Here is an 18171-nt window from a genome sequence, read left to right on the forward strand (position 1 = left end):
TTTCAGTCATTTTCGACTTCATTTTACATTTCCGTCAAAAGCGACTTTTATATAATATCACATCTGCCTACTGAATTGCAATAGTTATTTTTCAACTTTTAACTTGCAGTCCGTTAGTTCAGAAGCGACAAGGAGTAATATATCAAATCTGCAGCCGGAATGCAAGTGTTTTTTCGACAAAATAATTAAAAATGCTGAATCTGCGCAAAAAAAGCGCGCGGCCTGTGTCTAAGCCGCGCGCTTTTCTATATAAGGCTACTCCCCTTGCCGCTCGCGCATCAGCGGGAACAGCAAGACGTCCCGGATCGAAGGCGCATCGGTCAGCAGCATGACCAAGCGGTCGATCCCGATACCTAGTCCGCCAGTAGGCGGCATACCGTACTCCAGCGCGCGGATGAAATCTTCATCCATCTCATGCGCCTCGTCGTTCCCCTGCTCCTTCTCAACAAGCTGCGCTTCAAAACGCTCCCGTTGATCGATCGGATCGTTCAGTTCGGTAAACGCATTGGCATGCTCGCGCGCCACAATGAACAGCTCGAAGCGATCCGTGAAACGCGGGTCCTTGCTGCTTTTTTTCGCGAGCGGCGAAATCGCTACCGGATGTCCGGTAATAAACGTAGGCTGAATCAGGGTTTCTTCCACGAACGTTTCGAAGAACTGGTTCACAATATGACCGAACGTCATCATCGGCTCCACCGGAACCTTATGCTCTTTCGCCAAACGATGGGCTTCTTCGTCGCTCATCTCCACGCTAAAATCGACGCCTACCACTTCTTTAATCGCGTCGACCATCGTCACGCGGCGCCAAGGCGGAGCGAGATTAATCTCTTGACCTTGGTACGAGATCGTCGTCGAGCCGAGAACTTCCTGCGCGATATGCGCAATCATTTCTTCCGTCAACTTCATGATATCTTGGTAATCGGCATAGGCTTCGTACAGCTCGATCATTGTAAATTCCGGATTGTGACGCGTCGAAATACCCTCGTTCCGGTATACACGTCCGATTTCGTACACTTTCTCCATGCCGCCGACGATCAAACGTTTCAGATGGAGCTCAATAGCAATCCGCATGTAGAGCTGCATGTCCAATGCGTTATGATGCGTAATGAACGGCCGAGCCGCAGCCCCGCCTGCGATCGCGTGCAAAGTTGGAGTCTCGACCTCCAAATAGCCGCGGGAGTCCAAATAGCGCCGCATGGATTGAATGATTCTGGAACGGGTAATAAACGTTTGTTGAACGTCCTGATTCATGATCAAGTCCACATAGCGCTGACGGTAGCGCAGTTCGACATCCTTCAAGCCATGGTATTTCTCGGGCAACGGCAGCAGCGATTTCGACAATACTTCGACGGACTTCGCCTTAATCGAGAGTTCGCCCGTTTTTGTCTTGAATACGGTGCCGCGTACGCCGATTAAATCGCCGATATCGAGGAGATCGTAGGCTTTGTATGGCGTTTCGCCAACCGTATCCGCGCGGACATAGATTTGAATTTTACCCGTGATATCTTGAAGATGGGCAAAGCCGGCCTTGCCCATTTCGCGCTTCTGCATAATGCGTCCGGCAATGCTCACTTCGACGCCGAGCGCCTCCAGCTCTTCTTTGCTCTGGGACTCATAGGCTTTCACAATATCCGCCGCATGATGAGTGCGATCGAACTTTTGTCCGAACGGGTCGACTCCGAGCCCGCGCAGCTCGTCCAATTTGTTGCGTCTAATTTGAAGCAGTTCATTTAATTCCAATTCCACTGTCATCATCTTCGCTCCTTGCTTGTTGAATAACCGGAAGCCGGGAGCCGACGCGACAACAGCGGGGCACCCGGACTATAGGCAAAAAAGCTTCCCGTGGAAGCTTCTTGTCGTTACTTCAAATTTTACTTCTTAATATCGACGATTTCATACTGAATGACGCCTGCAGGAACGTTAACGTCCACGACGGCACCTTTACGTTTGCCTAGAATAGACTTGCCAACCGGGCTTTCGTTGGAGATTTTATTCTGAAAGGGATCGGATTCCGCCGTTCCTACGATCGAATACTCGACAATATCTCCAAATTCGAGGTCTTTCAAGATCACTCGGGAGCCGACGTTAACCGTATCGGTGTCGACTTCGTCGTTATTGATGATGCGCGCGTTGCGAAGCATCTTCTCTAACGTGATAATACGACCCTCAACGAACGCTTGCTCGTTCTTGGCATCTTCATACTCGGAGTTTTCGCTGATGTCTCCGTATCCGATAGCCACTTTAATCCGTTCTGCCACTTCGCGACGCTTGACGGATTTCAGATGTTCTAGCTCTTCTTCGAGCTTTTTTAAACCTTCCTGCGTGAGAATGACTTCTTTTTCACTCATTGCAACCTGTCTCCCGTCATGTGAAAGATTTTCATAAAGGAACCGCTAAATCGAATATGAGTTCACTGATTACTACTATATGAACGCGCAGGAACATCATGACTCCTGCCGACCTTGATGACTATTGACTGATTATATTTCAAGCCTATCTAAATGTCAATGTAAGCCATTTCGCGTCCATAACTCTCCATTTAGGGCCTTATTGCACCGTTGCAGCCCGGTCTTCCAGCGATTGTACGAAGTCGTTCAGCAGCTCGACCATGGCATCCCGCTTCGTCTGCTCCATAATCGCGTCTTTGATCCGAGCGCCTCCATGCAAACCTTTCAAATACCAGGCCAGGTGCTTGCGCATCTCTTTCACGGCAACCGACTCGCCTTTCAACGCCGTCAATCGGTCCAAATGCAAAATTGCGATGCGGATTTTCTCTTGCGGGCTTGGTTCCGGCGGAAGCTCCCCGTTCGTCAAGTATTGAATCGTCCGATACAGCATCCAGGGGTTCCCGAGCGCCGCCCGGCCGATCATCACCCCGTCCACGCCGGTATGGTCGAGCATACGCTTCGCGTCTTCCGGCGTAAACACGTCCCCGTTGCCAATCACCGGAATCGAAACGGACGATTTAACTTCTTTAATGATATCCCAATTGGCTTGACCAGTATACATTTGCACCCGGGTGCGTCCGTGGACCGCAACCGCGGCGCCTCCGCCGTTCTCAACGGCCTTCGCGTTCTGCACCGCGTACACGTGCTCGTCGTCCCAGCCGATCCGCATCTTCACGGTAACCGGCTTGCTTACAGCCTTGGATACCGTAGACACCATCTGTTCGATTTTGCCGGGATCGAGAAGCCAACGGGCTCCGGCGTCGCATTTGGTGATTTTCGGCACGGGACAGCCCATGTTGATGTCGATGATGTCTGCGTTCGTATGCTCATCCACATACTTCGCCGCTTCCACCAACGTCTCCGTGTCGCCGCCGAAAATTTGCAGACTGAGCGGTTTCTCCCGCTCATCGACGAAGAGCATCTCCATCGTACGATGGTTACCGTGTAAAATCGCCTTATCGCTGACCATCTCTGCACAGACAAGGCCACAGCCGAATTCCTTCGCAATCAAGCGGAAGGCGGGATTGCAGACGCCGGCCATAGGAGCCAGCACGACCTTATTGGGCGCAGTAACATTACCGATTTGCAGCACTAGAGTTCACTCCTTCCTGATGAAAGCACTAGGCTCGATCGCTTCTTAAGGACGTCATGGCCGGAGCCAGCTCCTCGGGGTCGATGCCGAGCGTTTCGGATATTTTCAGAATGATCTTGGGATCCGCCTTGCGGGTTCCCCGTTCGATCGAACCGAGCACGGCAATGGATACGTCGAGCCGTTCGGCAAGTTCGTTTTGCGTGAAGCCTTTCAATTTACGAAAAGCGCGGATGCGCTGGGCTAGCATGTTTTTTTCCATAATAAAACGCCTTCCTTTCCTTCCACCAGCTCGAGCCGTTCGCGAAACGACTCGGCTCGAAGCGGTTCCCGTTGCGTCATCACATCGACAAGGGGCACCAGTACAAATGCCCGCTCCATCATCCGGGGGTGAGGTAAAATCAAATCCGGCCGATTCTGTACCCGGTCTCCAAAAAGCAGTAAATCCAAATCGATCGTCCGCGGCCCCCAGCGAATCTCCCGCTTGCGGCCAAGCTCGTGCTCCACCCGCAGCATCTCATGGAACAAAGCTTCCGGGCTTAACGTTGTGCTGACAGCGACGACCATGTTCAAGAAAGCCTCCTGCTCTACATATCCGACAGGTTCGGTTTCGTACAAACCGGAACATCCGGCGGCGACGATCTGCGGATGTTCCGTAAGCAGGCGAACTGCCTCCAGCAAGTAATGTTCCCGATCCCCGATGTTGGAGCCGAGACCGAGATAGGCGAGTTCCTGCGGCTCGCGCGTGTGCGCGTCCGTTTCGTTCATGCGTTATGCCCGCTTTCTGTGAATCTCCGCCGTAACGCCGTCAAAAAGAATAGCTACCGGCGGGTGGGGTTTCGTCACCCGAACTGTAATTGCATGTATACCAGTATAAGTTCGAAGCACCTCGGATGCAATATGTTCCGCAAGCGCTTCAATCAGTTTGAACGTTTTCTGTTCGACAATGGCTTTAACGAGCTCATGAACTTCGGCATAATTGACCGTGTCCTCAAGAGCGTCTGAATGACCGGGCTTGTCTAACGGCATGTGCAGCTCCGCATCGACATAGTACCGCGCACCCAGCTTGTTCTCTTCCGCGTACACGCCGTGATAGCCATAAAAGGCCATCCCTTTCATGATGATTTTATCCAAAAGGAACGCGCCTCCTCCCCGTTTATGTTTCAACCTTGTGCCGTACGATGGCGTCCGTCATGTCGGCAACGCGGCGCATCGCCTTCACGTCGTGCACGCGTACGATTCCGCAGCCTTGCGCGATGCCCAGCGCAACCGTTGCCGCGGTCCCTTCGACGACGTCGTCCGCAGGGAGGTTCAGCGTCAACCGAATCATGCTTTTGCGGGAGGTGCCGAGCAGAACCGGGTAACCGAGAGCCCGAATGCGATGCAGCTCATTCATCAGCTGGAGATTCTGTTCGTACGATTTGGCGAAGCCGATGCCCGGGTCAAGGATGATCTGCTCGTCCCGAATGCCCGCAGCCTGGGCCCGGCGGATCGTTTCCTGTAAATCAGCCAGCACGTCATGCATAAAATTAGCATACACCGCTTCCTTGCGATTATGCATCAGCACAATCGGGCAGTCAAACTCTACCGCCACCTTGGCCATCTCCGCGTCCCTCTGCAAGCCCCATATATCGTTCAGCATCGACGCACCGGCCAGCATCGCCTTCCTTGCGGTCTCGGCCTTGTAGGTATCGATGGAGATGGGCGCCCCAATGCCCGCTTCGCGGATGGCACGAATGACCGGCAGCACCCGGCGCTGCTCCTCCTCGGCGCTTACCGGCGCAAAGCCCGGACGTGTAGACTCGCCGCCAATATCAAGGATATCGGCGCCTTCGGCAATCATCTGCCTGGCGCGGGCAACCGCCGCTTCCGGTTCGATATACGCACCGCCGTCGGAGAAAGAATCCGGCGTCACGTTCAGAATGCCCATGACAAGCGTATGGGCTCCGTAATCAAGCCGGACGGCGCCGGAAGCAATGGTTTTCGTTTTATTCATTTACCCACTCTCTCCCTTCTGAAACAACCCTATTTATGCTGTTCCGATAATGGCGCTGCAGCCGTTCGGTAACCGGCCCGACGCGGCCGCTGCCAAGTTTGAGACAATCGCCTGTTTCTTCGTACAGCTTCGTCACCGGAACAATCTCCTGGATCGAATTCGTCATGAACGCTTCGTCCGCTTCCGCCAGCTGCTCCCAGCCGAATCGGCCTTCTACGACATCGATCCCCAGCTCATGTGCAGAGGTAAGGATAAAGCGGCGCGTTATCCCCGGGAGCAAGCCCGTATCGACCGAAGGCGTATACAGCCGGCTTCCCCGGGCAAAGAAAAGATTGCTCACTAAGCCCTCGCACAGGTGGCCTTGTCCATCGAGGAACAGTCCCTCGGCTCCCGCTGCCCACGGGTAACGGCGCATTTCTTTCTTCGCCAGCAGGTTATTCATGTAATGCAGAGATTTCAAGCGAACGGCGCCCTCCGGCGTATTTCGCCGCAAGACAAGGCGCTGCAGCGCTTTGCCCTCCCGGTGCAGCGCCGGATCAACGGGCGGCAGCGGCTTTACGTATATAACCTCGTTCGGCTTCTCATAAGCGCCGGCCGGCAGACCTAGCGCTTCAGGCCCGGCCGTTACCGTCAAACGAAAATAGGCATCGTGCAGTCCGTTGCTGCGGAGCAGCGCGTCGATACGCCGCTCGAGCGCAGCCCTGTCCGGCTTGTAGCGGATGTCGAGCTCGTCGCAGCCTTCCTGAAGCCGCTCCAAGTGCCAATCCAGCAAAAATGGCCGGCCTTCGTAGGTACGAAACGTCTCGAATAAACCCATGCCGTAAAGAAAGCCGTGGTCGTATACCGAGACCACGGCTTGACTTTCTTCGATCAGGCTACCGTTCCAGTCCATGATCATGCCCGGTTCACAACCGTCTCCTGCAGGAAATTCCGCAAAATTTGGTGCCCATAATCCGTAATGATGGATTCCGGATGGAACTGCACACCCTCAATCGGGTATTCCTTATGCCGCAGCCCCATAATTTCGCCTTCGGCCGTCTCCGCGCTGATCTCCAGGCAATCCGGCAGCGTTTCTTTCTTGACGATCAATGAATGATACCGGGTCGCGGTAAAAGGCGAAGGAAGGCCTTTAAATAACGTGCGGCCGTCATGAATAATCTGGGATGTCTTGCCGTGCATCAACCGCTCGGCGCGAATGACGTCCCCTCCGAAAATTTGTCCGATCGACTGGTGACCGAGACATACGCCCAAGATCGGAATTTTCCCCTTAAAGTGATCGATCAGCGACAAGCTGATCCCCGCTTCGTTCGGCGTGCAAGGACCCGGGGAAATAAGGATATGATCCGGCTTCAGCGCTTCGATGCCCGCAAGATCGATCTCGTCGTTACGGCGAACGACGATGTCCTGTCCGAGCTCGCCGAGGTACTGTACCAAGTTATACGTAAACGAATCGTAGTTGTCGATTACTAAAATCATCGCTCTTTACCTCCTGCGGCACATTGGCTCCGCTCACTGTATTGGATGGCCTTCCACATCGCTTTGGCTTTGTTCATAGCCTCCGTATATTCCCGTTCCGGCTGCGAGTCGATTACGATTCCTGCGCCGGCCTGTACGTAACCTATGCCGCCGGCTGCGACCAACGTGCGGATAATTATATTAAATTCCATATCGCCGTTATAGTCAATCCAACCCATGGAACCCGTATACGGTCCGCGCCGCACCGGCTCGAGCTCCTCGATGATTTCCATCGTGCGAATCTTCGGCGCGCCCGTTATCGTTCCTCCGGGAAATGCAGCGCCGATGACGTCAAAAGCATCTTTTCCGGGAGCAAGCCGCCCCTCCACCTCCGAGACGATGTGCATCACATGAGAGTAATATTCAATGACCATGAAGTCGCTGACTCGAACGGTTCCATATGCGGAGATGCGGCCGAGGTCGTTGCGCTCTAGATCGACGAGCATAATGTGCTCGGCCCGCTCCTTCTCATTATCGATCAGCTCGCCCGCCAGGCGGCGGTCTTCATCCGCATTCGCCCCCCGCGGGCGCGTGCCCGCGATCGGCCGCGTGCGGACGACGCCCCGCTCCAGCTGTACAAGCAGCTCGGGCGAACCCGAAACGAGCTGAAAGTCGGCAAAACGCAGCAGCCCCATGTAGGGAGACGGGTTAACCGCCCGCAGCCACTCGTAAATATCGTCCGGCGACGACCTGAGCAGTTGATGTTGACGCAAGGACAAGTTGACCTGGAAGACATCGCCCGCTCCGATATAATCGCGAATGCGGTCGACCGCCGCCATGAACGCTTCCCGCGAGAAGTCGGGCGTTACGCCCTGCATGGCCTCAAGGTCGATTTCCAGCCGGTCCTCCTCTATGCTGCGGCGCTTCCTGTCCAACTCAAGCGCGATTTCGGGTTGATGCCGACTTGCGTCGATACGGTCCCATTGCGCTTTCATCGCATCCACCGCTCGCGAAGCTTCGTCATAGCGCGCCTTCAGCCACGATTCGTCTTCCTGCCGTTCCCGTGGACAGTGGACATTATAAGCGCAATAGAGCTTGCTTTCCTGTTGATCGATAATCCACAGCTCGTCCATCCGCACGAATGCATAATCCGGGACCGGCAAATCGGCCGCCGCCCGATCGGGCAGCCGCTCGATTGTACGCACCACGTCATAGCCCCAGAAGCCGACGCACCCGCCAATCCATTTCGGCGCCCCATCGACCGCAGGCCCACGGAACGGAGCCATCCAACGTTTGACCAGCGCAAGCGGGTTGCCATGCAGGCGAAGCGGCTCCTTCCCTCGCTCGAGCACTGTCGCTTCCAGGCCGGTTCCCCGAATTTCGGATACGGGCTTCAGTCCGAGGAACGTATAACGTCCGCCCTTTCCGCTTTCCAGCACGAAGGATCCAGGCTCAGCCGCCTGCCACGCCGGAACCCAGAAGATGACCGTTGGTTCCTGTATGGGGTAGCTTCGCACGTAAGGCAGCACCGAATAATCTTTCGCCCAAGCCTTCCAAGCCTCATAAGATGTCAGAATCATCCGCCATTCCGCCTTTACCGTTCGTTCCGATTGTGATATTGGGATTAGTATACTTGAAAACCGCTGTGAAAAAAAGAGGGCCTTCGCTCCCATCAACAGGAAGAGCCCGCTCGTGAGGAGCGGGCTCGGGTTAAGCGTAAGGACTAATCTTCAAATTGATACAAAGGCGTGGACAAGTAACGTTCGCCGTTGCTCGGAACGATGGCTACGACACGTTTGCCTGCGCCCAGTTCTTTCGCCACTTTCAGAGCGGCATAGATCGCTGCGCCGGAAGAAATACCGCCAAGGATCCCTTCTTCTTTGGCTACACGGCGGGACGTCTCGAACGCATCTTCGTTCTCCACTTGAATGACGCCATCGTAAACGGAGGTGTTCAGAATATCCGGCACAAAACCGGCTCCGATTCCTTGGATTTTATGAGGACCTGGTTTACCGCCGGAAAGCACTGGAGATGCTGCCGGTTCTACCGCATAAATTTTGATGCCCGGGAAGTTTTCTTTCAGCACGCTGCCGGCGCCTGTGATCGTACCGCCCGTGCCGATGCCGGAGATGAACGCATCCAGCTTGCCGTCGTGGGCTTTGATCGCTTCGACGATTTCCGGACCGGTTGTCTCGCGGTGAATTTTCACGTTCGCTTGGTTTTTAAACTGCTGAGGCATGAAGTAGGACGGATTCTCAGCTTGAATTTCTTCAGCGCGCTTGATCGCGCCTTTCATACCTTCGGCCCCCGGCGTCAGAACGAGCTGTGCACCGTAAGCACGAAGCAGGTTGCGGCGCTCGATGGACATCGTTTCCGGCATAACCAGAATCGCTTTATAACCTTTCGCTGCAGCTACCAGAGCAAGCCCGATACCCGTGTTACCGCTGGTAGGCTCGACGATCGTGTCGCCCGGCTTGATGCGGCCTTCTTGCTCAGCCACCTCGATCATGCTGATCGCAATACGGTCTTTCACGCTAGCACCCGGGTTCTGGTACTCCAGCTTAACATAAATTTCCGCACTGCCCTCCGGCACGACACGGTTCAATTTGACAAGCGGCGTATCCCCAATCAAATCCGTAACGCTTTGAACTAATCTTGCCATTTGCGAATTCTCCTCCTCAAGAGCGGCTCAAAATATCCGAGTGTTTTGCTAGGTATTATATTTTCATATTATCAACCCCCGCCAAGGTTGTCAATATGAAAATTACATGGCATGGCTCAATACGTTCCGCTCACCTTGACGTTCCACTTTTCCCGCAAGCGCTGCATCGTTTCCTTCAAAGGCGGCGCTTCCCGCAGCGCCAATTCCTTGCGAACTTGCTCGCGTATCGCTTCCGGGCTGCCTTTGGACTGCACTTTACGCTCTTTGACCCGAACGATCACGAATTGTCCTTCGACTTCTACCGGTTTCGAAATTTGCCCTGTCTGGAGCGACTTGGCAGCTTTCATAATAGGAGCCGGCACGAACGGATCGTCCTCCTCAAACCATCCGAGATCGCCGCCGCTCCCTCGCGTCGCATCGTCGAGGGAACGCTCCTTGGCGACCCTGGCAAACTCCGTCCCTTTGGCCAAATCATTCAACGCACGCTGTGCCTGTTCCTTGCTCGCTGTCACGATCTGCTCCAACCGAAGCAGAACGGTCGCCTTAAATTCGTCGGGATGACTTGCGATATAATCATCCACGTCGGCGTCGTCGATGGCGATGCCTTGAATCGAAATCTTTTCCGTATAAAGCTTGTGACGGACGTCCTCATTCAATTGCTCACGCGTCAATCCAAGCTGTTCTTCCATCGCTTGATAAAATTCATTCTCGCTTTCGTAGCCTTGCTGCATCCGTTCTAGTTCCCGCTTGATTTCAGACTCGCTAACCTGGATGCCTAGCGTTTCCGCTTCCCTGCGAATGACCTCATGGTCAATCATTTGTTCGAGCGTCTCTTTGCCGTGTTTCTGAAGCAATTGTTGTTCCAAATCTCGCAGCGTAATATCTTTATCTCCGATGCTGGCAATCGTTAGCTCATGATCGGCCTTCGACGGTGGTTCGAGTATGGGATCCGCAGCGGGCTGAAGGAAGGAACGGGCCGTTAATACGGAGGAAAGGATGCCCACAGCGATCAGCAACACAGCGATCATTCCCCATAAAACCTTAACGTTTCGCATGTCCTATCCCCTCGAATGGTCACTTCTATCTTCGGACAGACCTCTTCCGCCCCTCATCGCCTCTTAGATAGATTCAATCAGTTCGCTTAATTCGCTCCCGTTGAACCTATAGGTTTCATTGCAAAAGTGACAAGACACCTCTGCTTGCCCGTCCTCAGCCAGCAGTTGCTCCAGCTCGGAACGTCCCAGACTGATCAAGGTTTGCTCCACACGCTCTCGCGAACATTTGCATTGGAACTTGATATCGTCCCGACGTTCCAACACTTCCACATCGGGCAGCAGCGTCTTCAAAATCGACTCCAAGCTCTCGCCTTGATCGAGCAGCTTCGTAATTGGCGGCAGCTCCCCGAGCTGTTTCTCCAGCTGGGCGATCTCTTGACCGTCCAGGCCGGGAAGCAGCTGGATGATGAACCCTCCTGCAGTCTTCACGGTATAATCAACATCGACCAGCACGCCAAGCGCTACGGCCGACGGCGTCTGCTCGGATTGCGCGAAATAATAGGTGAAATCTTCGGCGAGTTCACCGGAAATTATCGGAATGCTTCCCCGGTAAGGCTCCTTTAAGCCTAAATCCTTGGTGATATACAAAAAACCGTCGGTGCCGACCGCACCGGCCACATCCAGCTTGCCGATCGCATTCAGCGGCAAGTCGACCGCCGGGTTATCCACGTAGCCCCGCACTTCGCCCTTGGCGTTCGCATCCGCTACGATTTGGCCGATCGGACCGCCGCCTTTGACTTGAACCGTCAGCTTCTCTTCGCCCTTCAGCATGGTCCCCATCATAAGCGCGGCCGTCACCGTTCGCCCCAAAGCCGCCGTTGCGGTCGGAGTCGTCTGGTGTCTGACCCGGAGCTCTTCCACGATATGCTTGGTCCGAACGGCAAATGCGCGCACCTTGCCGCCGAACGCGGTTCCTCGGATCAAATAATCTTCTTGCATAGGATCACATATTCCTTTCATAAATCAGTTGAAGCCCCTGTAAGGTTAACAGCGGGTTGACCAGCTCGATGGTACGCGATTCGCTTGCGATCAATTCGGCCAGACCTCCGGTCGCAATAACGCGGGGATCCTTGCCCGATTCCTGCTTGATCCGGTCGACAATGCCGTCCACTTGACCGGCAAAACCGTAAATGATGCCGGCCTGCATGGAATTGACGGTGTTGCGCCCGACCACGTTTTTGGGCTTTACAAGCTCGATGCGAGGGAGCTTGGCGGCGCGCTGGTACAGCGCTTCCGTCGAAATGCCGATGCCCGGAGCGACCGCCCCCCCGATATATTGCCCGGATTCGTCGATATAATCAAACGTCGTCGCCGTACCGAAATCCACAACGATACAGGGAGGACCGTACAAGTCGATCGCTGCCACCGCGTTCACGATGCGGTCGGCACCCACTTCTTTCGGATTTTCATAACGAATGTTCAGTCCGGTTTTGATGCCGGGACCGACGACAAGCGGCGTTTTCTTTAAATATTTTAAACATAAATGCTCGAGTACAAACATCAGCGGCGGCACTACGGAAGAGATGATAACCCCCTCAACCTGGTCCAATTCGATGCCCGCATGCTGGAACAAATTGTACATCATGATCCCGTATTCGTCTGCAGTGGTCGAACGATTCGTGCTCAACCGCCAGTGATGCAGCAGCTGCTTCTCTTCGTAAATACCAAGCACGATATTGGTATTCCCCACGTCCACTACTAAAATCATGCGCGCTCCTCCTTCTGCCCCTTCTGTTCGTTCAAATCCAAGCTGATGTCGAGCGCTTGCACCGAGTAGGTCAATCGGCCGACGGAAATAACGTCAACGCCGGTTTCCGCAATGAGGCGCACGCTGTCAAGGCTGACGCTGCCCGACGCTTCTACCATGATATGCGGGGCCTGATTTTTAATGCGCCGCACCGCTTGCTCCATTTGCCCGGGCTCCATGTTGTCGAGCATGATGAGGTCCGGACCGGCTGCGAGCGCTTCCTCCAGCTGTTCGAAGCTCTCGACTTCGACTTCAATCTTCATCGTGTGCGGAATGTTGGCACGCGCGCTTTTAATGGCTTGAGCGATCCCTCCGGCGCCTTTAATATGATTATCTTTGATCATGACCGCATCATATAAGCCATACCGGTGATTATGGCCGCCGCCCACACGCACGGCGTACTTCTCCAGCATCCGATGGCCCGGCGTCGTTTTGCGCGTATCGACAAGCCGGGTCGGGAGCCCCTCCAATCGATCGACAAACTGCCGCGTGCGCGTCGCAATGCCCGACATCCGCTGCAATAAATTCAACGCCAGCCGTTCTCCAAGCAAAATGCTGCGCGTGCTGCCCTCAATCTCGGCCAGCACCGTTCCATGGCTGACAGCTTGTCCTTCGCCAGCCAGAGCCTTGAATCTCAAGGCGGGGTCTACGACGGCGAAAACCGCCTTCGCAACCGGCAGTCCGGCGACGATGCCCATGTCCTTGACATGAATGATTCCTTTCGATTCCGAAGCTTCCGGAATCGTCGTCATCGTCGTGACGTCCCCCATCCCGATATCTTCTTCCAGCCAGGCTTTCAGGTTATGTTCCAAAGCCGTCCGATTCAACTCAAACATCGTCAATCCGTCCTTCCGTCGTTCCATTCACCCGGTTGAATACCGTATGTTTACGCCACAGCAAGTCATCGCGTTCGGGAAAATCTTCTCTGTAGTGTCCCCCGCGGCTTTCCTCCCTAATCAGGGCGGCTTGTGTCGTCAGAAGTGCACAAATAAGCAGATTCGCGAACTCATACTCCTCCCGTTTGGCTAAGGAGTTGTCGAAAATAGCCAGATGCCGCTTCAATTCTTCATACCCTTTGGCCAGTCCTTTGCCATTGCGTTTCAAGCCGGCATAACGCAGCATCAGCTTCTGCAGCTTCAGCTTCTTCTCCACGACCGGTTGAATGGCTTGCCCCGTAGCACGCCCCCGCTCGCTAAGCACTGGTGTTTCCGTTATCTTATCCAGCTCGCGGATACGCTCCACAATCCGGCGTCCGAACACGATCGCCTCGGACAACGAATTGCTGGCCAGCCGATTGGCTCCGTGCACGCCGGTCGACGTGACTTCGCCGCAGGCGAACAGCCGTTTCACCGTCGTTTCGCCGTGCAAATCCGTCTCCACGCCCCCCATCATGTAATGGGCGGCCGGGGCGACCGGGATCCAGTCAGAGGATAAATCCAGGCCGAAGGTCAAACAAGTTTCATAGATCGTAGGAAAACGGTATTTAACCGTCTCCTCGGATTCGTGCGTAAAGTCAATGTAAACGAAGGTCGACTTCGTCAGCTCCATTTCGCTGACGATCGCACGCGCGACGATATCCCGGGGCGCCAGCTCCAGTTGAGGGTGGTAACGATCCATGAAGCGTTCTCCATTGATGTTGCGGAGAACCGCTCCCTCGCCCCGTACCGCTTCCGAGATCAGGAAACGCGGGGCGCCCGGATAACAAAGGGCCGTCGGATGAAATTGAATAAACTCCACATCGCGTATGTTAGCTCCGGCCCGGTAAGCGATGGCGATGCCGTCCCCGGTCGCAATGTCCGGGTTGGTCGTATAACGGAACAACTGCCCCGCTCCGCCGCTGCACAACACCGTGGCGTTAGCGCGTATGAATACTTTCTGCCCGTCAGGCTTCTGTACGAGAGCCCCGAAGCATTCGCCGTCCTGCGTAATGAGATCGATCACAAAATGATCGTCCCAAATTTCAATATTCGGGTCCTGCTTGGTCCGTTCTGACAACGCGCGTACGATCTCCGCGCCCGTCGCATCTCCTTGCGCATGCAAAATACGCCGCTGGCTGTGTGCACCTTCTTTCGTAAGGGCGTACCGGCCGTCCTCCATATCAAACTCTGTGCCCATCCGGATCAAATCTTTCACCCCGGCAGGGCCTTCGTGTACGAGAACGTCCACAGCCGAAGAGGAACATAAGCCCGCTCCGGCAATTAGCGTGTCTTGCCGATGATAAGCCGGAGAATCCTCATCGGAAATAACCGCGGCGATGCCTCCCTGTGCGTAACGTGTGTTGCTGTCCAGCAGCGATTTTTTCGTGACCATCAGCACTTTATGCGTTTCGGCGCTTCTAAGCGCGGTAAAAAGACCGGCGATGCCAGCGCCGATCACGATCACGTCAGTATATACGGTAGGAAGCTGCTGCAAATCGAAATTGACCATATAACGGGGGATCATGAGCCTCCACCTTCCTAACAAGAGAAGTAGCGCATGCTACTTGACCTGCAGCATGCGCTCCAAGGATGCACGGGCCTTATCGGCCACGTCTTGCGGTACGTATACTTGGGGACTGTTCGTCTCCAAACATTTAACCACTTTCTTCAAATTATTCACTTTCATATTCGGACAAACCAAGTATTTGGTGGCAAAATGAAATTGCTTATGCGGGCTGTCAAGGCGCAGCTGATACCCGGTGCCGTCTTCTGTGCCGACGATAAATTCCTGGCAATCGGATTCCTTGCAGTACTTGATAATGGCCGTCGTGCTGCCGACGAAATCGCCCATTTTGACAACCTCCGGACGGCATTCGGGATGAACCACGAATTGGGCGTTCGGGTGCAGAGCTTTCATCTCCTCAACGTCTTTAACGGTCAGCATATCGTGAGTGTTGCAGTAGCCTTCCCAGATGATCATTTTCTTGTCCGTGAACTTGGATACGTAGTCGCCCAGATTCTTATCCGGTACCCAGATGATTTCATCGGAATCTACCGAGTTTATGACTTTGATGGCGTTAGCCGACGTACAGCAAATGTCCGTTTCGGACTTCACTTCGGCCGATGTATTGATGTACGCGACGACCTTGGCATTCGGATGCTGTTTCTTCAAGGCGCGAAGCCCGTCAACATTGACCATATCGGCCATCGGACAACCGGCGCGCTCATCGGGAATAATAACCGTCTTGCCCGGAGCCAAAATCTTAGCGCTTTCTCCCATAAAGTGTACACCGCAAAATACGATGACATCGGCATCCGTCGATGCGGCTTTTTGTGCAAGAAGGAACGAATCCCCGCGGAAATCGGCTACTTCTTGAATTTCATCCCGCTGATAATAATGGGCAAGTATAATGGCGTTACGCTCTTTCTTTAATTGAGCGATCCGTTCTTTCAGCTCGCGCTGCTGCTCGGCTTTGCGCTCCAGTGCCAGTGCTTCCATAACACACCTTCCTTTGCTTTCCTCTCGAATGTAAAGACCCCGAAATAGATGGTGAAAATGTTCACAAAGATAATAAAGATTTACACCTAATTTACACGCGGGGGCCCCGCCATGTCAATGTTTAAATACCTACAAAAAGAAACAAATATACGCTTCGGACACATCGCCTGTACGACTGCTTATCCCTCACGGCCAGTTTCTCGCTTATCAACGCTTTTTGCCTGATACAAAAAGGAAAAACCGGCACCTTTCGGCACCGGTTCGCGTGATATTATTGATCCTGCTCGTCATCCGAGCTTTTCTTCTCGATATCGAGCTTATTGGAATCCGCAGCTTGGTCTTGGCTTTGGATGTTCACTTTGACATCATCGTTCTTGCCGTCAAGCGCCGGCTCCTCATCAGGAACCGCACCCAATTTGCCGCTGTCGATCAGTTCTTTAATTTGATCTTTCTCGAGCGTTTCTTTCTCGATCAACGTCTCGGCGATCAAACGAACTTGGTCGCTGTATTTGGTGAGAATCTGTTTGGCACGTTCGTAACAAGCGCGAATGATCGACTGCATTTCTTGATCGATCTCATAAGCGATCGCATCGCTATAGTTCTGTTCATGCCCGATATCGCGGCCGAGGAACACCTGGCCCTGCGTCGTACCGAACTGCATCGGTCCAAGCTTATCGCTCATCCCGAACTCGGTTATCATCCGACGAACGATGCCTGTAGCGCGCTGGAAGTCGCTGTACGCGCCGGTTCCGATTTCGCCGATGAACAACTCCTCGGAAACGCGTCCGGCCAACAAGCCGGTCACTTTGTCGAGCAGCTCGTTCTTCGTCTGCATCATCTTGTCTTCGCCTTCTTTAGGCAGCATCATCACGTACCCGCCCGCGCGTCCGCGCGGAATGATCGTAACTTTGTGCACCACATCGGCATGCTCGGCGTGAATCCCGACGATCGTATGACCCGCTTCGTGGAAAGCGACCATCCGCTTCTCGCGTTCGCTGATGATGCGGCTCTTCTTCTGCGTACCGACAACAACGCGGTCAAAAGCTTCGTCGATCTCATCCATGGAGATGTCTTTGCGATTGCGGCGGGCCGCAATGAGCGCAGATTCGTTCAACAGGTTCTCCAAGTCCGCGCCGGAGAAGCCGGTTGTGTAACGAGCCAGCTGATCCAGCTTCACATCCTTGGCCAAAGGCTTGTTGCGCGCGTGTACCTTCAGCACCGCTTCGCGGCCCTTCACATCCGGACGGTCAACCGTGATTTGACGGTCGAAGCGTCCCGGACGAAGCAGCGCAGGGTCCAGGATGTCCGCACGGTTGGTAGCGGCAACGATGATAATGCCTTCGTTCGCTCCGAATCCGTCCATCTCTACGAGCAATTGGTTCAAGGTTTGTTCCCTCTCGTCATGACCGCCGCCGAGACCGGCGCCGCGCTGACGACCAACCGCATCGATTTCGTCTATAAATATGATACAAGGCGCATTCTTTTTGGCGTTCTCGAACAAATCGCGCACCCGGGACGCACCGACACCGACGAACATTTCGACGAAGTCGGAACCGCTGATGCTGAAGAACGGAACGCCGGCTTCGCCAGCCACCGCTCTGGCGAGCAACGTCTTACCCGTACCCGGAGGGCCTACGAGCAGCACCCCTTTCGGAATACGCGCCCCTACAGCCGCAAACTTGCGCGGGTCTTTCAAAAACTCTACGACTTCCACCAGTTCTTGCTTCTCTTCATCGGCTCCGGCCACGTCTTCGAAGGTGACGCGTTTCTTCTCTTCGTTGTAAAGTCTTGCCCGGCTCTTCCCGAAGTTCATCACCTTACCGCCGCCGCCCTGGGCTTGATTCAGAAGGAAAAAGAACAAGATGAAGATGATGACAAACGGAATAATGGAGGTGAGGAAACTAATCCATACGTTGTCCCCTTCCATCTTCTCGATAAATACGTTACTTGCGGGAATGTCGCTTTGCTCGATCAAGCGGAAGATGTTTCCGCTGCTCTCTTCATACGGCGCCCGGGCTTCGAAATTTTTCTTTTCCGGCGTATCCGCGTTCTTTAGCTTCCCCCTGACCAAATACGTCTGAGCATCATACTTGACGATGATCGATTCGACGTTCTTGTTCATCAAATGTTGTCGGAGTTCGCCATAGCTGACTACGGATTTCTGATCGTTCTGGGTGCTGATGAAATGGACGATTCCAACGGTGACCAAAAAGATGAGCAGATAAAAGCCTGTATTACGTATAATGCGATTCATCCCCTACCTCCTCTCAACAAACGGCAACTTTGTATATTGTACCACAGC

18 protein-coding genes are annotated in these 18171 nt (G+C 54.1%); all 18 read right to left on the reverse strand.

What is annotated here, in order from left to right; all coding sequences use genetic code 11:
• Positions 1-255: 255 nt before the first annotated feature.
• The 18 genes from lysS to ftsH all read right to left on the reverse strand — a co-directional run bounded on the left by lysS (position 256) and on the right by ftsH (position 18123).
• Positions 256-1752, reverse strand: coding sequence for a lysine--tRNA ligase (gene lysS / locus FKP33_RS23170; RefSeq protein ID WP_141336476.1), 1497 nt, complete (start codon positions 1750-1752; stop codon positions 256-258).
• A gap of 119 nt (positions 1753-1871) precedes the next feature.
• Positions 1872-2348, reverse strand: coding sequence for a transcription elongation factor GreA (gene greA, locus FKP33_RS23175; RefSeq protein ID WP_127610092.1), 477 nt, complete (start codon positions 2346-2348; stop codon positions 1872-1874).
• 199 nt (positions 2349-2547) lie between these two features.
• Positions 2548-3540: a tRNA dihydrouridine synthase DusB gene (gene dusB, locus FKP33_RS23180; protein ID WP_054800164.1), complete on the reverse strand. Its 993-nt coding sequence runs from the start codon at positions 3538-3540 to the stop codon at positions 2548-2550.
• 28 nt (positions 3541-3568) lie between these two features.
• A complete protein-coding gene (locus FKP33_RS23185) occupies positions 3569-3799 on the reverse strand; it encodes a helix-turn-helix domain-containing protein (RefSeq protein WP_127610090.1) in 231 nt (76 codons plus the stop codon).
• Positions 3781-4305 carry a 2-amino-4-hydroxy-6-hydroxymethyldihydropteridine diphosphokinase gene (folK, locus tag FKP33_RS23190; protein WP_141336467.1) on the reverse strand — a complete coding sequence of 175 codons (525 nt, stop codon included), beginning with the start codon at positions 4303-4305 and terminating at the stop codon, positions 3781-3783. Before folK ends, FKP33_RS23185 begins: the two co-directional genes overlap by 19 nt.
• 3 nt (positions 4306-4308) lie before the next feature.
• A complete protein-coding gene (gene folB, locus FKP33_RS23195; RefSeq protein ID WP_141336468.1) occupies positions 4309-4671 on the reverse strand; it encodes a dihydroneopterin aldolase in 363 nt (120 codons plus the stop codon).
• A 22-nt stretch (positions 4672-4693) separates the two neighbouring features.
• Positions 4694-5533 (reverse strand): dihydropteroate synthase, encoded by an 840-nt coding sequence (gene folP / locus FKP33_RS23200; RefSeq protein WP_141336469.1) that lies wholly within the window; start codon positions 5531-5533, stop codon positions 4694-4696.
• Complete coding sequence (gene pabC, locus FKP33_RS23205; RefSeq protein ID WP_141336470.1) at positions 5526-6431, reverse strand: aminodeoxychorismate lyase; 906 nt, start codon at positions 6429-6431, stop codon at positions 5526-5528. Before pabC ends, folP begins: the two co-directional genes overlap by 8 nt.
• A complete protein-coding gene (gene pabA / locus FKP33_RS23210; RefSeq protein ID WP_054797902.1) occupies positions 6428-7009 on the reverse strand; it encodes an aminodeoxychorismate/anthranilate synthase component II in 582 nt (193 codons plus the stop codon). Before pabA ends, pabC begins: the two co-directional genes overlap by 4 nt.
• Positions 7006-8568 (reverse strand): anthranilate synthase component I family protein, encoded by a 1563-nt coding sequence (locus FKP33_RS23215; RefSeq protein ID WP_141336471.1) that lies wholly within the window; start codon positions 8566-8568, stop codon positions 7006-7008. The genes pabA and FKP33_RS23215 overlap by 4 nt, the downstream gene beginning before the upstream one ends.
• Before the next feature lie 143 nt (positions 8569-8711).
• The gene (cysK, locus tag FKP33_RS23220; protein WP_127610082.1) at positions 8712-9650 is read right to left on the reverse strand and encodes a cysteine synthase A; all 939 of its coding nucleotides are present in this window, start codon (positions 9648-9650) and stop codon (positions 8712-8714) included.
• A 116-nt stretch (positions 9651-9766) separates the two neighbouring features.
• Positions 9767-10705 (reverse strand): peptidylprolyl isomerase, encoded by a 939-nt coding sequence (locus tag FKP33_RS23225; RefSeq protein ID WP_141336472.1) that lies wholly within the window; start codon positions 10703-10705, stop codon positions 9767-9769.
• 63 nt (positions 10706-10768) lie between these two features.
• The gene (hslO, locus tag FKP33_RS23230) at positions 10769-11644 is read right to left on the reverse strand and encodes an Hsp33 family molecular chaperone HslO (RefSeq protein ID WP_127610078.1); all 876 of its coding nucleotides are present in this window, start codon (positions 11642-11644) and stop codon (positions 10769-10771) included.
• 4 nt (positions 11645-11648) lie between these two features.
• Positions 11649-12413 (reverse strand): type III pantothenate kinase, encoded by a 765-nt coding sequence (locus FKP33_RS23235; RefSeq protein ID WP_054797900.1) that lies wholly within the window; start codon positions 12411-12413, stop codon positions 11649-11651.
• On the reverse strand, positions 12410-13288 hold the full coding sequence (nadC, locus tag FKP33_RS23240; protein ID WP_141336473.1) for a carboxylating nicotinate-nucleotide diphosphorylase: 879 nt from the start codon (positions 13286-13288) through the stop codon (positions 12410-12412). The genes FKP33_RS23235 and nadC overlap by 4 nt, the downstream gene beginning before the upstream one ends.
• Positions 13281-14894: an L-aspartate oxidase gene (gene nadB / locus FKP33_RS23245; protein WP_127610076.1), complete on the reverse strand. Its 1614-nt coding sequence runs from the start codon at positions 14892-14894 to the stop codon at positions 13281-13283. Before nadB ends, nadC begins: the two co-directional genes overlap by 8 nt.
• Before the next feature lie 36 nt (positions 14895-14930).
• Positions 14931-15869, reverse strand: a complete 939-nt coding sequence (nadA, locus tag FKP33_RS23250; protein WP_054797899.1) for a quinolinate synthase NadA — start codon at positions 15867-15869, stop codon at positions 14931-14933.
• Positions 15870-16140: 271 nt separating this feature from the next.
• Positions 16141-18123 carry an ATP-dependent zinc metalloprotease FtsH gene (ftsH, locus tag FKP33_RS23255; RefSeq protein WP_054797898.1) on the reverse strand — a complete coding sequence of 661 codons (1983 nt, stop codon included), beginning with the start codon at positions 18121-18123 and terminating at the stop codon, positions 16141-16143.
• Between the last annotated feature and the right edge of the window lie 48 nt (positions 18124-18171).

It is taken from the genome of Paenibacillus sp. tmac-D7 (assembly GCF_006519665.1).
Classification (GTDB): domain Bacteria; phylum Bacillota; class Bacilli; order Paenibacillales; family NBRC-103111; genus Paenibacillus_G; species Paenibacillus_G validus.

What these genes read in the sequence shown, in the direction of transcription:
- lysS (WP_141336476.1), bottom strand. Translation starts at nt 1,752, where the DNA reads ATGACAGTGGAATTGGAATTAAATGAACTGCTTCAAATTAGACGCAAC.
- greA (WP_127610092.1), bottom strand. Translation starts at nt 2,348, where the DNA reads ATGAGTGAAAAAGAAGTCATTCTCACGCAGGAAGGTTTAAAAAAGCTC.
- FKP33_RS23185 (WP_127610090.1), bottom strand. Translation starts at nt 3,799, where the DNA reads ATGGAAAAAAACATGCTAGCCCAGCGCATCCGCGCTTTTCGTAAATTG.
- folK (WP_141336467.1), bottom strand. Translation starts at nt 4,305, where the DNA reads ATGAACGAAACGGACGCGCACACGCGCGAGCCGCAGGAACTCGCCTAT.
- folP (WP_141336469.1), bottom strand. Translation starts at nt 5,533, where the DNA reads ATGAATAAAACGAAAACCATTGCTTCCGGCGCCGTCCGGCTTGATTAC.
- pabC (WP_141336470.1), bottom strand. Translation starts at nt 6,431, where the DNA reads ATGATCATGGACTGGAACGGTAGCCTGATCGAAGAAAGTCAAGCCGTG.
- pabA (WP_054797902.1), bottom strand. Translation starts at nt 7,009, where the DNA reads ATGATTTTAGTAATCGACAACTACGATTCGTTTACGTATAACTTGGTA.
- FKP33_RS23215 (WP_141336471.1), bottom strand. Translation starts at nt 8,568, where the DNA reads ATGATTCTGACATCTTATGAGGCTTGGAAGGCTTGGGCGAAAGATTAT.
- cysK (WP_127610082.1), bottom strand. Translation starts at nt 9,650, where the DNA reads ATGGCAAGATTAGTTCAAAGCGTTACGGATTTGATTGGGGATACGCCG.
- FKP33_RS23225 (WP_141336472.1), bottom strand. Translation starts at nt 10,705, where the DNA reads ATGCGAAACGTTAAGGTTTTATGGGGAATGATCGCTGTGTTGCTGATC.
- hslO (WP_127610078.1), bottom strand. Translation starts at nt 11,644, where the DNA reads ATGCAAGAAGATTATTTGATCCGAGGAACCGCGTTCGGCGGCAAGGTG.
- FKP33_RS23235 (WP_054797900.1), bottom strand. Translation starts at nt 12,413, where the DNA reads ATGATTTTAGTAGTGGACGTGGGGAATACCAATATCGTGCTTGGTATT.
- nadC (WP_141336473.1), bottom strand. Translation starts at nt 13,288, where the DNA reads ATGTTTGAGTTGAATCGGACGGCTTTGGAACATAACCTGAAAGCCTGG.
- nadB (WP_127610076.1), bottom strand. Translation starts at nt 14,894, where the DNA reads ATGATCCCCCGTTATATGGTCAATTTCGATTTGCAGCAGCTTCCTACC.
- nadA (WP_054797899.1), bottom strand. Translation starts at nt 15,869, where the DNA reads ATGGAAGCACTGGCACTGGAGCGCAAAGCCGAGCAGCAGCGCGAGCTG.
- ftsH (WP_054797898.1), bottom strand. Translation starts at nt 18,123, where the DNA reads ATGAATCGCATTATACGTAATACAGGCTTTTATCTGCTCATCTTTTTG.